19 protein-coding genes and 1 tRNA gene are annotated in these 19902 nt (G+C 61.8%); 12 read left to right on the forward strand and 8 right to left on the reverse strand.

Annotation, left to right across the window (positions count from 1 at the left end):
• Window positions 1-10 precede the first annotated feature (10 nt).
• The 6 genes from hemA (at window position 11) to ACOSV0_RS17965 (ending at window position 5427) form a co-directional block, all read left to right on the forward strand.
• On the forward strand, window positions 11-1297 hold the full coding sequence (gene hemA, locus ACOSV0_RS17940) for a glutamyl-tRNA reductase (RefSeq protein ID WP_408235934.1): 1287 nt from the start codon (window positions 11-13) through the stop codon (window positions 1295-1297).
• A 122-nt stretch (window positions 1298-1419) separates the two neighbouring features.
• Window positions 1420-2502 (forward strand): peptide chain release factor 1, encoded by a 1083-nt coding sequence (gene prfA / locus ACOSV0_RS17945; RefSeq protein WP_434107464.1) that lies wholly within the window; start codon window positions 1420-1422, stop codon window positions 2500-2502.
• Between the two features lie 6 nt (window positions 2503-2508).
• Entirely contained in the window at window positions 2509-3351 is an 843-nt protein-coding gene (gene prmC, locus ACOSV0_RS17950; protein WP_434107465.1) for a peptide chain release factor N(5)-glutamine methyltransferase, read from the forward strand.
• A gap of 115 nt (window positions 3352-3466) precedes the next feature.
• Window positions 3467-3778, forward strand: a complete 312-nt coding sequence (gene grxD / locus ACOSV0_RS17955) for a Grx4 family monothiol glutaredoxin (protein WP_012434475.1) — start codon at window positions 3467-3469, stop codon at window positions 3776-3778.
• 49 nt (window positions 3779-3827) lie between these two features.
• Window positions 3828-4427, forward strand: coding sequence for a UbiX family flavin prenyltransferase (locus tag ACOSV0_RS17960; RefSeq protein ID WP_434107466.1), 600 nt, complete (start codon window positions 3828-3830; stop codon window positions 4425-4427).
• A gap of 214 nt (window positions 4428-4641) precedes the next feature.
• Entirely contained in the window at window positions 4642-5427 is a 786-nt protein-coding gene (locus ACOSV0_RS17965) for a DODA-type extradiol aromatic ring-opening family dioxygenase (RefSeq protein WP_434107467.1), read from the forward strand.
• A gap of 144 nt (window positions 5428-5571) precedes the next feature.
• Here ACOSV0_RS17965 and ACOSV0_RS17970 read toward each other — a convergent pair whose 3' ends face one another.
• On the reverse strand, window positions 5572-7167 hold the full coding sequence (locus ACOSV0_RS17970) for an APC family permease (RefSeq protein WP_434107468.1): 1596 nt from the start codon (window positions 7165-7167) through the stop codon (window positions 5572-5574).
• 533 nt (window positions 7168-7700) lie between these two features.
• On the opposite strand from ACOSV0_RS17970, the gene ACOSV0_RS17975 reads away from it, so the two are divergent.
• Window positions 7701-7904, forward strand: a complete 204-nt coding sequence (locus tag ACOSV0_RS17975) for a cold-shock protein (protein ID WP_060858913.1) — start codon at window positions 7701-7703, stop codon at window positions 7902-7904.
• A 111-nt stretch (window positions 7905-8015) separates the two neighbouring features.
• On the opposite strand, the gene ACOSV0_RS17980 is transcribed toward ACOSV0_RS17975, so the two are convergent.
• Complete coding sequence (locus ACOSV0_RS17980; protein ID WP_434107469.1) at window positions 8016-9266, reverse strand: Hsp70 family protein; 1251 nt, start codon at window positions 9264-9266, stop codon at window positions 8016-8018.
• Window positions 9267-9456: 190 nt separating this feature from the next.
• On the opposite strand from ACOSV0_RS17980, the gene ACOSV0_RS17985 reads away from it, so the two are divergent.
• Window positions 9457-10932, forward strand: a complete 1476-nt coding sequence (locus tag ACOSV0_RS17985; RefSeq protein WP_434107471.1) for an MFS transporter — start codon at window positions 9457-9459, stop codon at window positions 10930-10932.
• A gap of 179 nt (window positions 10933-11111) precedes the next feature.
• Here the strand turns inward: ACOSV0_RS17985 and ACOSV0_RS17990 are convergent, their stop codons facing one another.
• The gene (locus ACOSV0_RS17990) at window positions 11112-11705 is read right to left on the reverse strand and encodes a nitroreductase family protein (protein ID WP_434107472.1); all 594 of its coding nucleotides are present in this window, start codon (window positions 11703-11705) and stop codon (window positions 11112-11114) included.
• 187 nt (window positions 11706-11892) lie between these two features.
• A complete protein-coding gene (locus ACOSV0_RS17995; protein WP_434107473.1) occupies window positions 11893-13176 on the reverse strand; it encodes an MFS transporter in 1284 nt (427 codons plus the stop codon).
• Between the two features lie 154 nt (window positions 13177-13330).
• Between ACOSV0_RS17995 and ACOSV0_RS18000 the strand changes: the two genes are divergently transcribed.
• Entirely contained in the window at window positions 13331-13972 is a 642-nt protein-coding gene (locus ACOSV0_RS18000) for a TetR/AcrR family transcriptional regulator (protein WP_434107474.1), read from the forward strand.
• An 85-nt stretch (window positions 13973-14057) separates the two neighbouring features.
• Window positions 14058-14612, forward strand: a complete 555-nt coding sequence (locus ACOSV0_RS18005; protein ID WP_434107475.1) for a DUF1415 domain-containing protein — start codon at window positions 14058-14060, stop codon at window positions 14610-14612.
• 41 nt (window positions 14613-14653) lie between these two features.
• Here ACOSV0_RS18005 and ACOSV0_RS18010 read toward each other — a convergent pair whose 3' ends face one another.
• Window positions 14654-15496: a class I SAM-dependent methyltransferase gene (locus ACOSV0_RS18010; RefSeq protein WP_434107476.1), complete on the reverse strand. Its 843-nt coding sequence runs from the start codon at window positions 15494-15496 to the stop codon at window positions 14654-14656.
• 383 nt (window positions 15497-15879) lie between these two features.
• On the opposite strand from ACOSV0_RS18010, the gene ACOSV0_RS18015 reads away from it, so the two are divergent.
• Window positions 15880-16200 (forward strand): DNA-binding protein, encoded by a 321-nt coding sequence (locus tag ACOSV0_RS18015; RefSeq protein ID WP_179734681.1) that lies wholly within the window; start codon window positions 15880-15882, stop codon window positions 16198-16200.
• A gap of 90 nt (window positions 16201-16290) precedes the next feature.
• Here the strand turns inward: ACOSV0_RS18015 and ACOSV0_RS18020 are convergent, their stop codons facing one another.
• The gene (locus tag ACOSV0_RS18020) at window positions 16291-16500 is read right to left on the reverse strand and encodes a DUF1059 domain-containing protein (RefSeq protein WP_201079526.1); all 210 of its coding nucleotides are present in this window, start codon (window positions 16498-16500) and stop codon (window positions 16291-16293) included.
• 407 nt (window positions 16501-16907) lie between these two features.
• Here ACOSV0_RS18020 and ACOSV0_RS18025 point away from each other — a divergent pair, with 407 nt between their 5' ends.
• On the forward strand, window positions 16908-18185 hold the full coding sequence (locus ACOSV0_RS18025) for a TIGR03862 family flavoprotein (protein ID WP_434107477.1): 1278 nt from the start codon (window positions 16908-16910) through the stop codon (window positions 18183-18185).
• A gap of 67 nt (window positions 18186-18252) precedes the next feature.
• On the opposite strand, the gene ACOSV0_RS18030 is transcribed toward ACOSV0_RS18025, so the two are convergent.
• Window positions 18253-19377, reverse strand: a complete 1125-nt coding sequence (locus tag ACOSV0_RS18030) for a methyltransferase (RefSeq protein ID WP_434107478.1) — start codon at window positions 19375-19377, stop codon at window positions 18253-18255.
• Window positions 19378-19813: 436 nt separating this feature from the next.
• Window positions 19814-19889 (reverse strand) — tRNA-Thr (locus ACOSV0_RS18035).
• Window positions 19890-19902 lie beyond the last annotated feature (13 nt).

A 19902-nucleotide genomic window follows, 5' to 3' on the forward strand; every position in this document is an offset into this window, starting at 1 on the left:
AGTCCCTCATATGCAGCTTCTAACGATCGGAATCAATCACCACACTGCGCCTGTCGCCTTGCGCGAACGCGTGGCGTTTCCGCTCGAACAGATCAAGCCTGCATTGGACACCTTCAAGAGCATCTGGCTCGGCCGCACCGCCCGCACGGCGCCGGAAGCGGCGATTCTGTCCACCTGCAATCGCACCGAGCTCTACTGCGCGACCGACGACCAGGCCGCGCGTGAGGCCGCGATCCAGTGGTTCTCGAAGTACCACAACCTGCCCATCGACGAACTCGCGCCGCATGTGTACGCGCTGCCGCAGTCGGAAGCCGTGCGCCACGCGTTCCGCGTCGCCTCGGGCCTCGATTCGATGGTGCTCGGCGAGACGCAAATCGTCGGACAAATGAAGGATGCGGTGCGCACGGCGTCTGAAGCCGGCGCGCTCGGCACCTATCTGAATCAGTTGTTCCAGCGCACCTTCGCCGTGGCGAAAGAAGTGCGCAGCACGACCGAAATCGGCGCGCAGTCGGTTTCCATGGCGGCCGCGGCCGTACGGCTCGCGCAACGGATTTTCGACAAGGTCTCGAACCAGCGCGTGCTGTTCATCGGCGCGGGCGAAATGATCGAGTTGTGCGCTACGCACTTCGCAGCGCAGCAGCCACGTGAACTCGTAGTCGCAAACCGCACCGCCGAGCGCGGCACCCGCCTTGCCGAACGTTTCAACGGCCGGGCCATTCCGCTCTCGGAACTGCCCACGCGCATGCACGAGTTCGACATCATCGTGTCGTGCACCGCTTCCACCTTGCCGATCATCGGTCTGGGCGCGGTCGAGCGGGCCGTAAAGGCGCGCCGCCACCGGCCGATTTTCATGGTCGATCTGGCCGTGCCGCGCGATATCGAACCCGAAGTCGGCCAGTTGGAAGACGTGTTTCTCTACACTGTCGACGACCTCGGCGCGATCGTGCGCGAAGGCAATGCGTCGCGCCAGGCCGCGGTCGCCCAGGCCGAGGCGATCATTGAAACGCGTGTGCAGAATTTCATGCAATGGCTCGACGCGCGCAGCATCGTGCCGGTGATCCGGCACATGCATACGCAGGCCGACGTGCTGCGTCGCGCCGAAGTGGAACGCGCGCAGAAAATGCTCGCGCGCGGCGACGACCCGGCAGCCGTGCTCGAAGCGCTGTCGCAATCGCTCACCAACAAATTGATCCACGGCCCCACGCACGCGCTCAATCGCGCGAGCAGCGAGAACCGTGACACGCTCATCGAGTTGATGAGCGGCTTCTACAAACACTCCGGTTCTACGGAGCGTTAGCGGCGCAGCCACTGCCGCATCGTCCGCGCTGCCACGAGTGGCCCGCGACGTGCTTCTGATCAGGGCATCTGCCCACCTCCCTAGTCGTCGTCTTTGCCGGAGTCCGCTCCGATACCCGTCCGATGAAAACGAGCATGCAACGCAAGCTCGACCAGCTCACCACCCGGCTGGCCGAACTGAACGACCTGTTGAGCCGCGAGGACATCACCTCGAATCTCGACCAATACCGCAAGCTCACGCGTGAGCACGCCGAGCTCGGACCGGTCGTCGAGCATTACGCGCTGTGGCGCCACGCCATGAACGACGCAGCCACCGCGCAGGAACTGCTGGCGGACGCGTCGATGCGCGACTTCGCGGAAGAGGAAATTCGCGCGGCGCGCGAGCGGATGGAAAAACTCGGCGCCGAATTGCAAAAAATGCTGCTGCCGAAAGACCCGAACGACGACCGCAACATCTTCCTCGAAATCCGTGCCGGAACAGGCGGCGACGAATCGGCGCTGTTCGCGGGCGATTTGCTGCGCATGTACTTGCGCTTTGCCGAGCGCAACCGCTGGCAGGTGGAAATGATGTCGGCGAGCGAATCGGATCTGGGCGGCTACAAGGAAGTGATCGTGCGGATCGCCGGCGAAGCGGCGTATTCCAAGCTCAAGTTCGAATCAGGCGGCCATCGCGTGCAACGCGTGCCGGCCACCGAAACGCAGGGCCGCATTCACACGTCGGCGTGCACGGTCGCGGTGATGCCGGAAGCGGACGAAATCGGCGAGGTCGAGATCAATCCAGCCGATCTGCGCATCGACACGTTCCGCGCGTCCGGTGCGGGCGGGCAGCACATCAACAAAACCGATTCGGCCGTGCGCGTCACGCACTTGCCGACGGGCATCGTCGTCGAATGTCAGGACGACCGGTCGCAGCACAAGAACAAGGATCGTGCGCTGAAGGTTCTGGCCGCGCGCATCAAGGACAAGCAATCGCACGAGCAGCAGCAGAAGGAAGCCGCCACGCGCAAGAGCCTGATCGGCTCGGGTGACCGGTCGGAGCGGATTCGCACCTACAACTTCCCGCAAGGTCGTCTGACGGATCACCGGATCAATCTGACGCTGTATCGCCTCGACGCAATCATGGACGGCGATCTCGACGAACTGATTGCGGCGCTCGTCAGCGAGCATCAGGCCGAGTTGCTGGCTTCGCTGGGCGACGCGGACTAAGCGCGGATGGATCCGGTCACGCCCGCCGCGCTGTTGCGCGCCTCGCCGCTGCCGCCGCTCGAAGCGCGGATTCTGCTCACGCACGTGCTCGGCTGGCGGCATACGCAATTGATTACGCGCAGCGATGAAACGCTCGACGACGCACTCGTTGAACGATACCGGTTGCTGGAAGCGCGGCGTGCCGGCGGTGAGCCGGTGGCGCAACTGGTCGGCGCGCGAGAATTTTTTGGGCTTGATTTCGAAGTGACGCCGGACGTGCTGATTCCGCGTCCGGAAACCGAATTGCTGGTCGAAACGGCGTTGGCGGCGATGGAAAACATCGCGCGGCCGTGCGTGCTCGATCTGGGCACCGGCACCGGCGCAATCGCCGTGGCCATCGCGTCGATGCGGCCCGATGCGCAGGTCCGGGCGCTGGACCGTTCCGCGCAAGCGTTGGCGGTAGCCACGCGCAACGCCGCACGTCTGCTGGATGCCAAACGCCCCGGCGGTGCCATGGACCTGCAGCAAAGCGACTGGTACAGCTCGCTCGACGCAGCATTGCGCTTCAACGTGATCGTCAGCAACCCGCCGTATATCGCGAGCGGCGATCCGCATCTGTCGGAAGGCGATCTGCGCTTCGAACCGCGCGGCGCGCTCACCGACGAAGCCGATGGACTCAGCGCGATCCGCGCGATCATCACTGGCGCGCCCGCACATTTGGCCGCCAACGGCGTATTGTGGATCGAACACGGGTACGATCAGGCGGAAGCCGTGCGCGGCCTGCTGACGGCGCAAGGTTTTGAGCAAGTCCGCTCGGAGCAGGATCTGGCCGGCATCGAGCGAATCAGTGGCGGCCTGTTGCCCGGCTGACCGCGATGAATGGCCTCAATCGTCGAGGGTGACGAAGCGGCCCTCGGCCGGCTGTACCGAAATCCGCTATCATTTCAGCCTATTCCCTACACATAACGGAACCGCAAGGTCAGTCATGGATACGCAACAACGCATCAAGCAAATCGTCGACGAAAACAACGTCGTGCTCTTCATGAAGGGTACCGCCCAGTTCCCGATGTGCGGCTTTTCCGGCCGCGCCATCCAGATTCTGAAGGCATGCGGCGTCGGTGAAATCAAAACCGTCAACGTGCTCGAAGACGACGAAGTCCGCCAGGGCATCAAGCAGTTCTCGAACTGGCCGACCATTCCGCAGCTCTACGTGAAGGGCGAATTCGTCGGCGGCTCGGACATCATGATGGAAATGTACGAATCGGGCGAACTGCAGCAACTGTTCGCCGCGGCTTAAGCGGCCGCTGTCCGAACCTTTGTTGTCCTCCGATAAGGCGCCGCGAGCCATGGAAACACGCGCTGCGGCGCCACGCCGGCTGATCGTCGCGATCACCGGCGCGACCGGCGCCATCTACGGCATCCGGTTGCTCGAGACGTTGCGCAGGCTGGGCGGCGTCGAGAGCCATCTGCTGATTTCGAGCGCAGGCTGGCTCAATATCCAGCACGAACTCCAGTTGAGCAAAGAAGACGTGCATCCGCTCGCGGATGTCGTTCATTCGGTGCGCGATGTCGGCGCGAGCATCGCGTCCGGCTCGTTTGCAACCGACGGCATGGTGATCGCTCCCTGCTCGATGAAGACGCTCGCCAGCGTCGCGCATGGCTTTTCCGACAACCTGATCACCCGCGCCGCCGACGTCACGCTCAAGGAGCGCCGCCGGCTTGTGCTTCTCGTGCGCGAAACGCCGTTCAATCTCGCGCATCTGCGCAATATGACGGCCGTCACAGAAATGGGCGGCGTGATCTTCCCGCCCTTGCCGGCCTTCTACAACCACCCCGCCTCGATCGACGAAATGGTCGATCACACGGTAGCGCGTGTGTTGGACCTGTTCGCGCTGGGACCCGCCATGTCGCCCGCGTGGCAAGGTTTGCGCGGCACGCAGGAATAATTCGCAGGACGACGTACCGCTCACCGCGCGTGGCGCGAAGGCTGGCGCTATCTTGCCGCGGCCTCGCGAGCGGCGCGCCGCCATCGCTCTGTCAGCATTAATAACACCTGCGACACAATCAATTCCGTTTTCACCCGTTTATCAAACACCGGTACGGACCTATATTGATAGCAACCCCACTTCCGCGCCGCGTCCCTGCGGCGACGTTGCTGCCATGAATCGCTTACCGTCGCTTTTCCTTTCCCACGGCGCGCCTACGCTGCCCATCGACCCTTCCCTGCCGTCCGCCGAGTTCGGTGCACTGTCCGCGCAATTGCCGCGTCCCGAGGCCGTGCTGATGCTGTCGGCGCACTGGGGCACGGCGCAGCCGGAGGTGAGCACCTCCACCGCACCGGAAACCATTCACGATTTCTACGGCTTCCCGCGTCAGTTGTACGAGATTCAGTATCCGGCGCCGGGTGCACCCGATGTGGCGCGCCGTGCCGCCGTGCTGCTCGGCGAACACGGCATCCTTGCCAAAGCTCAGCCACATGGGCTCGACCACGGCGCGTGGGTACCGATGCTGCTGATGTTCCCGGAAGCCGACGTGCCGGTCGCGCAGTTGTCAATCCAGCCGCACATGGACGCCGCGCATCACTTCCGCGTGGGTCGCGCGCTGCGCTCGCTGAAAGACGACGGCGTGATGGTGATCGGCTCGGGTCAGATCACGCACAACCTGCGCGCGGCCGACTTTTCCGCGCGCCCGGAAGACGCCGATCCGCGTGTGGCCGAATTCACCGACTGGTTCGAGGCCAAACTCGCCGCGCACGACATCGACGCGTTGCTCGACTACCGCCGTCAGGCGCCGCACGCGGTGCTGATGCATCCGACCGACGAGCACTTGCTGCCCGTATTCGCAGCGCTGGGCGCGGCGGACGACGATTATTCGCTGGCGATCCAGTCGCTCGGAACCTATCAGCGCTCGCTTGCGATGACGAATTACGTGTTCGGCACGGCCTGATTCAACGCCAACCCAGCGCTATCGGAAACGCCCGAACAAGATCGGCGCGTCACCGCAAACAAAGAAGGCCGCCTGAGCAACCAGGCGGCCTTTTTTTTACCGTGCCGGACCGAGATGGTCCGACGGAAGACTCAGCGCGGCAACTTAATGTACGCCCATGCCTTCGAGCACTTCGTCGTGCGTTTGACGCTCTTCGAGGTATTCCGAGCGATAGCCGCTATGCACGCCCCAGTAGTAAAACACCAGCGAGAACACGGCCACCACCAGCATGTCCCAGCCGTACGGCAGGAGGCCGTGGCCGCCAAATTCCTTGCTGCCGATCAGCGACAGGATCGCCATCATCGGCAGGTAAGCCACAAGCCACCATGCGGCCTTCAGATCACGGCCCCAGCCGCCGAAACCCGACTTCGCCTGGAAGTAGAAGTAGACCGGCAGCGCGACAACCATCAGCAGAATGATTTCGCCAGTCAGCGGCCACTTCGCCCAGTACAGAATCAGCGACGCGCAAACGAAAGCGAACGGCGCAATGAACTTCATGCCCGGAATGTGCAGCGGGCGCTCCAGATCCGTCGCCGCACGGCGCAGCGCCATCAGGCTGATCGGGCCAGTCAGGTACGAGATCACGGTCGCAACCGAAATCACCGCCGCCAACGAACTCCAGCCGCGGAAGAAGAACAGGAAAATGAACGACACCAGCAGGTTGAACCACATCGCCTGACGCGGTACGCCGTAGAACGGGTGTACGTTGCCGAACATCTTCGGCATCGTGTTGTTGCGCTCCATTGCGTAGATCATGCGGGTCGTGGTGGCCATGTAGGTCGTACCAGTGCCGCTCGGGCTGACGAACGCGTCGACGTACAGCAGGATAGCCAGCCAGTTCAGGTTCAGCGCGATCGCCAGTTCGGCAAACGGCGAAGCGAAGTTGAAGTGGCTCCAGCCCTTCATCACGTCGCCAGGACTCACCGCGCCGATATACGCGACCTGCAGCAGCACGTAGATCACCAGCGCCAGCAGGATCGAGCCGATCACCGCGAACGGCACGCTCCTGGCCGGATTGCGCGCTTCACCCGCGAGGTTGATCGGGCTCTGGAAACCGTTGAAGGCGAACACGATACCGCTCGTCGACACTGCCGTCAGCACAGCCGACCAGCCATACGGCGCAAAGGTACTCACTTCGCCGAAGTTTTCCTTGTGGAAGCCCGACAGCATCAGACCAGCGATCGTCGCGCCCGGAATCAGGAACTTGAAGACCGTGATCGCCGAATTGGCGCGCGCGAACAGTTTCACGCCCCAGTAGTTCAGCAGGAAGTAAATGATCACGAGGGCCGCGGACAACAACAGCCCATTAGTCGTTAATGACCCATCCACGAATAGCGCATGCGCCCATGGATACGGCCAGGTACTCATATATTGAATGGATGCTTCTGCCTCGATTGGAATCACCGAGACAATGGCGATCCAGTTGGCCCATGCACTGATGAACCCAACCAGCGCGCCGTGCGAATAGCGCGCGTAACGCACCATCCCGCCGGACTCCGGGAACATCGCGCCGAGTTCTGCGTAGGTCAAGGCAATCGCGAGAATCACCACCGCACCGATGATCCATGCACAAATGGCAGCCGGCCCGGCAATTTTTGCAGCCTTCCACGCACCGAACAGCCAGCCCGATCCAATGATCGAACCCAAGCCGGTCAGCAACAGCGCGACCGGTCCGATGTTCCGTTGTATAGAACTTTTCACATCTTCTCCTGTGTCGACCCGAGTTAGCGTTGTAACGCTTACTCGGGTCCCATACACCGTATGTCGGCCGGAGCCAGTGGCTTAGCACACTGGCTCCGGTCCCATGCAGATTGAATCAGAATCATGCCGGCACCGCGTGACATCGCTTGTGGCGCTGGAGACGGGGTGACGCGCATGCGTGCGTGACGGTCCAGAATGAGGTGCAACCGACGCGCGGCGCGTAGTTTAACGGTTGCACCCGCACGTTGCAGCGAAACTAAGGGTTCTCCCTAGCAAAATTCTCAGGCGAATAGCAAGCTTTGTAAGCAACTTTTACGCCAATCCATCAAAATATTGTAAAGTTGGGATCCGAGTGTTGACCTTCGCCCCAAATCGCCGTATAACGTTCGGGCAGGATTTCAAGCGGCGAGTGAATTGGTCTTTCGTAGTTCGCCCATCAACGGTACTCCGGTTGGTCCCATTACCCCCTTCCTTGATTTTCATGCGCACCCATTGGGCTTCGGCCTTATTTACCATCTTTAGGAACAAGTAATATGGAAACCGGTACCGTCAAGTGGTTCAATGACGCAAAGGGCTTTGGCTTCATCACGCCGGACGGCGGTGGCGAAGATCTGTTCGCGCATTTCTCGGAAATCCGCACGGAAGGCTTCAAGACGCTGCAAGAAAACCAAAAGGTTACGTTTGAAGTGAAGACGGGCCCGAAGGGCAAGCAAGCCGCTAACATCAAGCCGGCGTAAGCGAGCACGCTTCCTTCTGGACGCAAAAAACCCCGCCTCGGCGGGGTTTTTTTATATCTATCGCCATTACTTGCGGCGATTATCTCCGCAGTATGCGATTGGTTAGTCCGGTTATCCGAACACGCGCCGCGCGTGAATACCGAGACCCGTCGCCACGCTGGCAAGACGGTCGCCGAATACCGCTTTGGCGTCCGGAAATGCCGCCGACAATGCACCGGATAGAAACGCCAATCCGGTCGAACCGCCCGTGAAGTAAATCGCGTTGACGTCACGCGGAGCCACGCCGGCCGCCTGCACCGTGTCGCGCGCCGCCTGCACGATGCGCTGCGTCTCGTCCTGACCGGCCTTGATGAGTTGTGCTTCGTCGAATGCGAGGCGCAAGTCGTCTTCCACCTCGTCGAGATCGATCACGGTCTCACCACCCGCCGCCACGCCGATCTTCGCCTCTTCCGCATGAGCCGCCAATGCATGGCCCAGGCGGCGCTCCACGACGCGCATCAGGCGGTCGTGATGCCTGACCTCGGTGAACAGATGCCGCATGAGCGCGAGCTCGCTGACGCGCTTCGGTGCGTAGACGGTGTTGATCAGATGCCAGGTGGCTAGATCGAAATAGATGCGGCTCGGAATCTCGCGGCCTTCTGGGTCGAGCGTCTGGTAGCCGAGTTCGCGCAGGATCGTCACCAGTTCGACACGGCGGTCGAAATCGGTGCCTGCGACGTGCACGCCGTGGTGAGCCAGCACATCGTCTTTGCGCTCCACGCGCGTCATCCGCTCCGGCCCCACCCGCACCAGCGAAAAGTCCGACGTACCGCCGCCGATGTCGGCCACCAGTACGAGTCCCTCTTCCGTCAGATGCGATTCGTAGTCGAACGCGGCCGCGATCGGCTCATACTGAAAGTGGATCTCCCGCAAACCGACTGAACGCGCCGCGGCTTCGAGCTGCTGCTGCGCCATCTGGTCCGCGCGCGGATCGTCGTCGACGAAGAACACCGGGCGGCCCAGCACGGCGCGGCTGATCGGCTCGCCCACGCTCTTTTCGGCCGAGCGCTTCAGATAGTCGACGAAAATCGCGATGATGTCCGTGTACTTGATCGCCGAGCCGTCGCCGAGATCGGTCGAATTCTCGGCGAGCGGCGAGCCGAGAATACTTTTCATCGAGCGCATCAGACGGCCGTCGAAACCGTCGATGTACGCCGCCAGCGCCGAGCGCCCGAACTCGCGGGTGTTCTCGTCGGTGTTGAAAAAGACGGCGGTCGGCAGCGTCGTATAGGCGCCTTCGACCGGCGCAAGCCTAAGCGCAGCGCCGTCAGGGACGGCTACGGCCGAATTGGAAGTACCGAAATCAATCGCGCAATAGTTCATGGCAGGAATCGCCGCTCACGGCTGGCGCGGACAGAAAGGGGAGCGGCTTTGTATCACGAAAGCCCAATCAGCATCAACTGACGCTTTCCGGGATGCCCGCAACAAAGTCGAAAGCCCGCTCGACGGAACAAAAATTGCTGAATTCGACAGGATACGCCGCCAATTTTCGACAATCAGGAGACTTGCAGCAATGAGCGCGCCGCCCACCGCCGTTGTCCACGAGAAAAACGCCGCCGTCATTGAAACGGACCTGCCCTCGCGGCTCGACCGGTTGCCGTGGGGGCGCTTTCACTCTCTGATCGTTGTCGCGCTGGGCGTGACGTGGCTGCTGGACGGTCTTGAGGTCACGCTGGCGGGCGCGGTGGCCAGTGCGTTGAAGTCCAGCCAGGCGTTGCACTTTACCAACGCCGACGTAGGCCTCGCCGGCAGCGCCTACATTGCCGGCGCCGTGCTCGGCGCGCTCGGCTTCGGCTGGCTGACCGACCGGCTCGGCCGTCGCAAGCTGTTCTTCCTCACGCTCGCACTGTATCTGGCCGCGACCGCGGCGACCGCCTTTTCGTGGAATCTCGCCAGTTTTCTGCTGTTTCGCTTTCTCACCGGCGCGGGCATCGGCGGTGAATATACGGCGATTAACTCGACGATCCAGGAATTCACGCCAGCGCGAGTACGCGGCTGGACCGATCTCGGCATCAACGGCACTTTCTGGGTCGGCGCGGGCCTCGGCGCGGCGGGCTCGCTGATCCTGCTCGATCCCAATTTACTGCCGGGCGACTGGGGCTGGCGCGCCTGCTTCTTCATCGGCGCGGTGCTGGCGCTGGGGATTCTGCCGATGCGCATCTGGGTGCCTGAAAGTCCTCGCTGGCTGCTCACACACGGCGGCGAACGCGATGCGCGCTCGATCGTCGATGGCATTGAAACGCGCTTTCGCAACGAAGGCCACGCCCTCTCCGACGACGACCTCATGCGGCTAAAACTGCGCGCGCGCGGACATACGCCGCTGCGCGAGGTGTTCCACACGCTGTTCAATGTGCACCGACGGCGCGCGCTGGTCGGTCTGTCGTTGATGACTGCTCAGGCGTTTTTCTACAACGCGATCTTTTTCACCTACGCGCTGGTGCTGACCGACTTCTACCACGTGCCGGGCGACCACATTGGCTGGTATCTGCTGCCGTTCGCGCTCGGCAATTTCCTTGGGCCGCTCGTGCTCGGCCGGCTCTTCGACGTCATCGGGCGACGCAAGATGATCGCTACGACTTACGCGCTGTCCGGCATCCTGCTGACACTGAGCGGCTACCTGTTCGAGCAGCACATGCTCACCGTCGTGACACAGACGATCGCGTGGATGGTGGTCTTCTTCTTCGCCTCGGCCGCCGCGAGCTCGGCGTATCTGACGGTCAGCGAATCGTTTCCACTCGAAATCCGCGCGCTGGCGATCGCGGTGTTCTACGCATTCGGCACGGCGCTGGGCGGCATCATCGGTCCGGCGTTCTTTGGCCGGCTGATCGATACGCATCAGCGCAGCGAAGTGTTTGTGGGCTACCTGGTCGGTTCGGGGCTCATGCTCGCAGCCGCGGTGATCGCCGCGATATGGGGCGTGGATGCGGAGCGCAAGTCGCTCGAGCATGTCGCCGCGCCGCTTTCGATTGTCGCGGACGACGCGGAATGAACCGCGCATTGCGAGCACCGTGAAGGGCGTTGATTAAATCACGCGCCTCAAGCGACGCGCACGGCTGGAAATGAACCACGCACCTTGAAACGTGGTGAACAGTGCGGAGTAAAGTGCGGAATAAAAAAACGCGCGGCCAGCGCCGCGCGTTTTTCATCACCGCCAAGGCTGCAAGACGCTCAGAACGCCTTCTTCCAGCCGCCGCCATACGCAATGTCGGCCAGCGGCAAACGCTGACGCACCGACTTCTCGCGCTCACGCAAAACCGGATCGAGCTTATCGACGTCACCGTAATGGCCGAGCGAAATGATGGCGATCACGTCGACATCAGTCGGCAGCTTGAACGCCGTGCGGAACGCAGCCGGATCGAAGCCGCTCATCTGATGCGCGGCGAGTCCGAGTGCATGCGCCTGCAGCACCAGCGCCATCGCCGCAGCACCCGCGTCGTACGGCGCGCAACGGTTCACTTCGCCCTTGTTGGTGAGCGTGTGCGTGGTCACCGCGATCAGCACCGGCGCCGGCGCATTCCAGCCTTGATTGAACGGCACCAGCGTGGCGAAAGCCTGCTTGAACGAGACTTCATCGACGCTGCGGTCGAATACGAGGAAACGCCAGGGTTGCGCGTTATACGAAGACGGCGCCCAGCGTGCCGCTTCGAGCACCGAATGCAGATCTTCGCGGCTCACCGGCTCGCTCGAATACGCGCGCGGGCTCCAGCGACCTGCAATCAGTTCGTGAATGGCAACTGCGGTAGGGGCGGGTTTGTTGGTCATGCGCTTCTCTCGGTCGAAATTCATGATCGACGGGCGACTGCCCGGGGTCTCATAGCATAACCGGGCTGAGCCGCTCGCGCTCCATCTAGTGCGCTTTAGTTTTCACGTCGGCTCAGCAACGGCAAACGGCCCCGTACGAGGCCGTTTGCGCTGATTCGCCCTGTTCGCCGTGCTCTGGAGCGCGGCGTTATACCGCTTGCGGCTCCGGCACCTTGGCCGGCCGGTTGATTCGCAGCACGATCACGGCGGCAACCAGGCACAGCCCGCCGGAAATCATCGACGCCACCGTGTATGTGCCGAGGCTCGCGCGCAGCATACCCGCGCCGAGCGCCGCGAAGGCCGCGCCGAGTTGATGGCCGGCGACCACCCAGCCGAACACGACCGGCGCCGCTTCCTTGCCGTAGACATCGGTTGCGAGACGCACGGTGGGCGGCACGGTGGCGATCCAGTCGAGACCGTAGAACACCGCGAACAGCGGCAGACCGAAGAAATCGATGCCGAACGCGTGCGGCAGATACATCAGCGACAAGCCCCGCAAACCGTAGTACCAGAACAGCAGTACGCGGCTATTGAAGCGGTCCGACAGCCAGCCCGACAACGTCGTGCCGAACAGATCGAAAATGCCCATTGCGGCAAGCAAGGATGCGCCCTGCACTTCGGTCATGCCGTAATCGCCGCACATCGCGATCAGGTGCGTGCCGACGTAACCGTTGGTACTCGCGCCGCAGATAAAGAAGCTGAAGAACAGCAGCCAGAAATCACGCGTCTTGCTCGCCATCGCGAGGGTGCCGAAGGCGATAGCCAACGGATTCTGCTTCGTCACCGAGGTGGAAATCGGCGTGTCAGCCGGTTCGCCGAACGGACGCAACTTCATATCCGCGGGCCGCTCCGGCAACAGAAACGCGACCAGCGGCAAAACAATCGCCGCTGCGCCCGCGACGGTCCACACCACCTGACGCCAGCCGTAATGCTCGGCGATGGCCGCGAGCATCGGCAGGAACACCAGTTGGCCGGTGGCCGAACTAGCGGTGAGAATCCCCATCACGAGACCACGATGCGTGGTGAACCAGCGCGTCACGACTGTGGCGGACAACGACAGCGCCGCCACCCCCGTCGAGCCGCCGACCATCACGCCCCAGATCAGAACCATCTGCCACGGATGCGTCATCAGCGACGACAGCGCCACGCCCGCCGCCATCGTGCCGAGCGCGATCAGCAAGGTGGGACGCACGCCAAAGCGTTGCATCGCCGCGGCCGCGAACGGCCCCATCAGACCGTACAGCGCGATGTTCACGGAGATCGCGAGCGAAATCGTCGCGCGGCTCCAGCCGAATTGATGCTCCAGCGGCACCATCATCACGCTCGGCGTGGCGCGCGTGCCGGCCGCCGCCAGCAGCACCAGAAACACCACCGCGACCGTCAACCAGCCGTAGTGAAAACGTCCGCCAATCAGTCTCGCTGCCCAGTTCATCGGTTCTCCAATCGACGCCTGCCTGCCGGCCGCGCCGCTCGCATTGTTACGACTTCGGTAAAGGACTTGTGACAGATCAGTCACAATGAGTGTTGCGATCTTAGTGACTGGTCGGTAACATGTCAAGGCGTCAATTCAATTCAGGTGGTGTTCCATGTCCGACAGTGAAACCCTCAAGCCGGCCGGTGCACGGCGAGTACGCGCCACGCAGACGGCCGGCCCGCAGGCGCAGCAGCATCTGTTGCGCGCCGCGGCCGAACTGTTTTATCGCGAAGGTGTGCGGACGGTCGGCGTCGATGCAGTAGTGGAACGCGCGGGCGTGAACAAGATGAGTTTGTACCGCCAGTTTTCGTCGAAGGACGAATTGGTGATGGCGTATCTGGAACAAAAGGACGAGCAGTTCTTCGGCTACGTGGAGAAGAGTTTTGCGAAGCATCCGGGCGAGCCCGCGAAGCAGCTTCAGCAATATTTCGACGACCTGGCGGTCCGTGCCTCGATCGACGACTACCGCGGCTGTCCTTTCGTGAATATATCGGTGGAGTTTTCCGACACGACGCATCCGGCCCGCCAATTCGTGTTTCGCAACAAGGAACGGCTGATGGCGCGGCTTCTGGAACTGACGACCGCAGCAGGCGCCGATGATCCGGTGGCGTTGGCCAACGGCCTGGGTTTGATGATCGAAGGCGTGTACGCGGCCAGCCAGACCTACGGCCCGGGCTGCGGGCCGATTCTTGCCGCGCCGAAGGTGGCGGCGCAGTTGATTGCCGCGGCATGCGGCGGGTCGCCGGCTCGCTGAGGTTCTTGCCGTGTTGCGGCGGCAAAGCGCGGATCGGTGCCGTTCCGCGCCGTTAGAATGACACTTTACCCTTTCGCTGCCTGCCATGTCGTCGCCTGTCGAATCTCATGATGCTGTTATCGCCGCCACTCGTCATTGGCTGACAGAGGCCGTGATTGGGCTCAATTTGTGTCCTTTTGCCAAGGCCGTGCATGTGAAGGGCCAGATTCGCTACGCAGTGAGCGACGCCGTGGATATGGAAGGGGTTTTAACCGATCTCGAAACCGAACTTCAGGCGCTGGTCGCGGCGAATCCAGAAGCGATAGATACCACGCTTCTGGTTTTACCGCGGGCATTTGATGATTTTCTCGACTACAACGATTGCCTGTTCTTTGCCGAAAGAATGATCAGGCAACTTCGGCTGGAAGGCATTATTCAGATTGCCAGCTTTCACCCTCATTATCAGTTTGAAGGCAGTGAGCCCGACGATATCGAGAATTATACGAATCGGGCGCCTTATCCTATTTTGCATCTGCTGCGCGAGAATAGTATTGAACGGGCAGTTCAGGCTTTTCCCGATGCGGAAGATATTTATGAGCGGAATCAGGAGACTCTTCGGCGGATCGGTCTTAAAGGCTGGAACGAATTGATGAAAATGTAGTTCGCGCGGTGGCTGCGCAAAAGCCACCGCGGCAGGGCCGATCAGGCTGAAACAAAGAACCGGTCTTTCAGTTCCTCGATTCCGAGTGTCTCCATCACTTCATTAAGCCTCTCGGTAGGACGCCGTCTCGGCAGATCCTTGAACTGCGCAATAATCAGCTCATTCTTCATGGAATGTTCCCAGCCGACCAGCTCGGTCACACTCACCTGATATCCGTGCGCTTCCAGTTGCAGGCAGCGCAGCACATTGGTTATCTGGCTTCCAAATTCCCGGGTATGCAGCGGATGCCGCCAAATCTCGGTCAAAGCATTTCCCAGCGATTTACCTTTGTTCTGCCGTAAAACCCCGGCTACCTCAGCCTGGCAACACGGCACGACTACGATGTATTTTGCGTGCTTTTCCAGAGCAAACCGGAGCGCGTCGTCAGTTGCGGTATTGCACGCGTGCAACGCCGTCACGATATCGATCTGCGCCGGCAAACGCTCCGAAGTAATCGACTCCGCCACCGACAGATTCAGGAACGACATTCCCTTGAAACCCAGCCGGCCGGCCAGCTCCTCGGATTTCGTCACGAGATCCTCGCGCGTTTCGATGCCGTAAATGTGCGAAGCACCACCAGCGGCGTCCTGAAACTCCTTGAAGAAAAGGTCATACAGGATAAAACCTAGATATGACTTGCCCGCGCCATGGTCGACAAGCGTCACCGCGCCCTGCTGCGCCTTGAGGTCTTTCAGCAGCGGCTCGATGAACTGGAACAGGTGATAGACCTGCTTCAGCTTGCGGCGGCTGTCCTGGTTCATCTTGCCGTCGCGCGTCAGGATATGAAGCTCCTTCAACAGTTCGACGGATTGGTTCGGACGGATTTCGTGGGTTTTGCTGGACATCGTGGGGACCGCCATCGATTGCAACGCGAACGTGCGACAGATGACGGAAAAAAGGAAAAGTTGCTGCCAGTTTACCCAAAGCGCAGGCCGCTCACCTAAGGAGCCGCGTCGACCATGCGAGAAACACCGCAAACCTGGAACACTTCCTGCTCAAAAGGCGGTATGCGGGACGTTCTCGACGTGGCTTGAAAGCATCTTGCGGGCCGGCTCACACGATAGCGTAAGCCGTGTCGCGCATAACAACAGGCTCCGGCCGTGGCTTCTGTCACGCGAACCGAATGCATGTGGGGAGGACGGTCCCGGAACACGGACCGAACGTTACGTAACCAGCAGCGCGCCGCGATCTCAAACGGACGCGCGCCTGGATAATAGAAGAGGCAGCAATGGACATCGTACCCAACGGAAACGTCGAGCAGAAGTTTCAGGAAATGCTGGCGAAGCTCACCGCCGCCCCCGCGTGGTCGGAAAAGCAGCAGCTCGAACTGGAAATGGCGCGCGACATCTCCACCGAAATGCTGCGACTAGCCGAAGTCATGCGCGATGGCAGCGTCGACATGGAAACATGCCTGACGATGCTGAAGTACGCGAAAGTGCTCGACTTCGTCATGACGACGCTCGCTTCGCGCCGCGACATCAAACCGCAAACGCTGCGGGTCATCTTCAAACTGGCTGGCCTGAAAGTGGATGAGGCTTATCCCGGCTAGCACGTCTACACAACGCCGCGACCAGCGCGAACGGCGCGCCGCCGTTCGCGCTGGTTAGCCGGCCTTCTCCTCAAGGACAAGAACAACGAATCACGCACGCGGCGCCTCGACCGGCGGCGTGCCTTCATGAAACAGCGTCTTGAGTTGCGAGCGCAGTTCCGGCGAGTCCGTATGTTTGTGCACCGTGACGGCATGCTGCACGGCCGCGTCGAGCAATTCGCTCTCGCTGTCGGCGGATAGGGCAACGGTGCAATTCATTTCGCTCGGGAACTCGCGACAGTCGATGTATTTGCGAGTCATGACAGTCTCCTTGATCAAACGTCGAAATATCCAGACAAACAGCGGGCGCGCAGACCACGTCGCCGGCCGCGGCGCGGCTGCATTGGCCGTGTCGGGCGAAATGAGAGCGGTGGGGTAATGTGACGCGGGGAAGAAGCGGACTGCGTCCGGTGGAAGGTGTTTGAAAAGTATAGTTCGCGCATGGGGATTGCAAAGGAGCGAACGCGACCACAAGGGATTGCGACACGCCCGAACCCAGCTCTTTTCGGCCGCCAGCTCGCGCCGGCCCGTTGGCTCGTCAGCCGTTCGCTGCACGCCGTTTGCCCTGCGCTGCTCACGGTGTGAAAATAGCCCCCTTCGCCCCGCCCGATTGCCAGATCTGTTAGATCGGGCCAACGCGCCGCCCCTCCGCTCATCCGCAGGACCGCATGTCACCCTCCTTCCATACCGCCCGCATCGCCGTGATCGGCGGCGGCCCCGCCGGCTTGATGGCCGCCGAAGCGCTCGCACAGTCCGGCTTGCAGGTCGATGTCTACGACGCGATGCCGTCGGTTGGCCGCAAATTCCTGATGGCGGGCAAAGGCGGCATGAACATCACGCATTCGGAACCGCTGGAGCCGTTTCTTAACCGCTATGGCGCGCGTCGCGAACAGATCGCGCCGCTGCTCGAGACGTTCGGTCCCGACGCCTTGCGGGCATGGTTACACGGGCTTGGCGTCGAAACATTCGTCGGCAGTTCGGGGCGCGTGTTTCCAACCGACATGAAAGCGGCGCCGATGTTGCGTGCGTGGTTGCATCGGCTGCGAGAAGCCGGCGTGCGCTTTCACATGCGCCACAAGTGGACCGGCTGGGACAATGACAGCGATGACGGCAACACCGCGACGCACACGTTGCGCTTCGAAACACCCGACGGCAAGCAAAGCGTGGCCTGCGACGCCGTGGTGTTCGCACTCGGTGGCGCAAGCTGGCCGCGGCTCGGGTCGGACGCCGCCTGGGTGCCGCTGCTGAGCGCACGCGAGGTACCGGTGACACCGCTGCGGCCCGCGAACTGCGGCTTCGATGCGGACTGGAGTCCCTATCTACGCGAGCGTTTCGCCGGTCAGCCGGTGAAATCGGTAGCCATCACGCTCAGCGATGTAGACAAAAAAGTCCACAATCGACAAGGTGAAATACTTCTGACCGAAACCGGCCTCGAAGGGAGCCTGATTTATGCATTATCGGCAGTCATCCGCGAGCGGATTCTGGCGGACGGGGATGTCACGATCACGCTGGACCTGGCGCCAGGCTTGACGCTGGAGCGTGTCGTCGCCGAAGTCACGCGACCGCGCGGCTCGCGCTCCATGTCGACTCACCTGCACGGCAGAATCGGGATTAGTGGGGTAAAACTGGCCCTGCTGCACGAGATTCTGTCGAAGGAAGCCTTCGCCGACGCGAATGGTCTGGCGCATGCAATCAAAGCACTGCCGGTGCGGCTCACGCGCGCCCGGCCTATCGCGGAAGCGATCAGCACCGCCGGCGGCATCCCCTTCGAAGCGCTCGATCAACATTTGATGATCGAGCGTCTGCCCGGCGCGTTCTGCGCGGGCGAAATGCTCGACTGGGAAGCGCCGACCGGCGGTTATCTGCTTACTGCCTGCTTCGCCAGCGGACTGGTGGCAGGACGCGGCGTATTAGCGTATCTCAAGGCGCGCGGCGTGCAGGTCTGACACGCCGCGTTTCAGCGGCGGCCTTACTGCGTGTCATCTGTCATCGCGCGCCCTTGCGCGTCATCATTTAGCGCGCCTTCAAACGCCAGAGCGACGTTATTTCAGCCATACGCGCCGTGTGCAGCGCATCGGTCTCATCGGTCGACTTCGGATGCCGCGGACGAATGTCCTCGCGACCCACCACGGTCAATCCTGCCTTTTCAATGGCGGCAAGCAACCACTCGCGAGTGCGCAATCCGAGATGCTCGGCGAAATCCGACATGATCAGCCAGCCCTCCCCACCCGGCGACACATGCTCCGCGAGACCGTTCAGAAAGCCGAGCAACATACGGCTTTCCGAATCGTAGATCGCATATTCAATCGGCGAGGCAGGCCGCGCCGGCACCCACGGCGGATTGCAGACCACCAGCGGCGCACGGCCTTCCGGAAACAGATCGGCTTGCACAACCTCGACCTGCTGATCGTAGCCAAGACGCGTGAGATTCTCGCGTGCACAGGCAAGCGCTCGCGGGTCCTGGTCGGTTGCGACGATTTTCTTCACGCCGCGTTTGGCGAGCAACACAGCCAGCACGCCGGTGCCGGTGCCGATATCGAACGCCTTGTTCAGTGACGGCAACGGCGTGCGCGCGACCAGATCCACATACTCACCGCGCACCGGTGAAAACACGCCGTAGTGCGGATGAATGCGCTCGCCCAGCGCGGGAATTTCCACGCCCTTCTTGCGCCACTCGTGCGCGCCGATCAAGCCGAGCAATTCGCGCAGCGACACGACCGAGGGTTCGTCGGTAGACGGCCCATAAGTTTCGATACAGGCCTGCTGCACTTCAGGCGCGCGGCGCAGCGGAATTGCGTAAGCGGCGTCGAGCGGGATCAGGATCATGCCGAGCGTGCGGGCACGTTGCGACTGTGCCTGACGATGCAGGTTGAACGCGTCGAGCGGGGTTTCGCCCTGCTTGCGCGGTTTGCGCTCCAGCCGGCGCGTAACTGCCTGCAGCAACTGACGGGCGTTCTGGAAATCGCCGTTCCACAGTAGCGCGGTGCCTTCGCAGGCGAGGCGGTAGGCGGAGTCGGCAGTGGTGCGGTCATCCGCGACGACCACGCGTTTGGGCGGCGGCACGGCGGCCTCGGAGCGCCAACGCGCGGAGCGGGGGCCGTCGGCTTCGGGCCAGGTGATGGTTGCGGGGCTGGTCATGATGAAGGTGGTGAAGGTGGGATGGGTTGCGCGGGAGTGACGCGGTGAAATATCGCGTCTCGGGGGCGTTGCCCGCCGAACTGGACGGATAGTGATGCCGACTGACGCCCGAATAGTACCTCTCCCGGTCGGGTTCGCGGGACGGTATCTGTCGATGATCACCGGGAAGAAGCTGACACCACGCCCTTCCGGCGCGGCCTAAGAGCAAATCGGAGGCCTAATGTAGACTGAAATGTCCACAATCGACAAGGTGAATGAGATATGGTGAAAATGAGCCCTTTTCCGGTCTCACCCAACCTCCTGAACCGGCACACCTTCACCTCTCCTGCCCCGTGCAGCAAGGGCCGCCGGACGCAAACCCAGCCGGTTCGTCCGATTCCCGTTCCAAATAAAAAACGGGTTTCTGAAATGATTCAGAAACCCGTTTTCGTACAACTGGTGCCGGCTGCAGGACTCGAACCCGCCACCTCATGATTACAAGTCAAGCGCTCTACCTGATGAGCTAAGCCGGCATGAGGCCGTGAT

The sequence above is a fragment of the Paraburkholderia caffeinilytica genome (assembly GCF_051027425.1).
In the GTDB taxonomy this organism is placed as follows: domain Bacteria; phylum Pseudomonadota; class Gammaproteobacteria; order Burkholderiales; family Burkholderiaceae; genus Paraburkholderia; species Paraburkholderia caffeinilytica_A.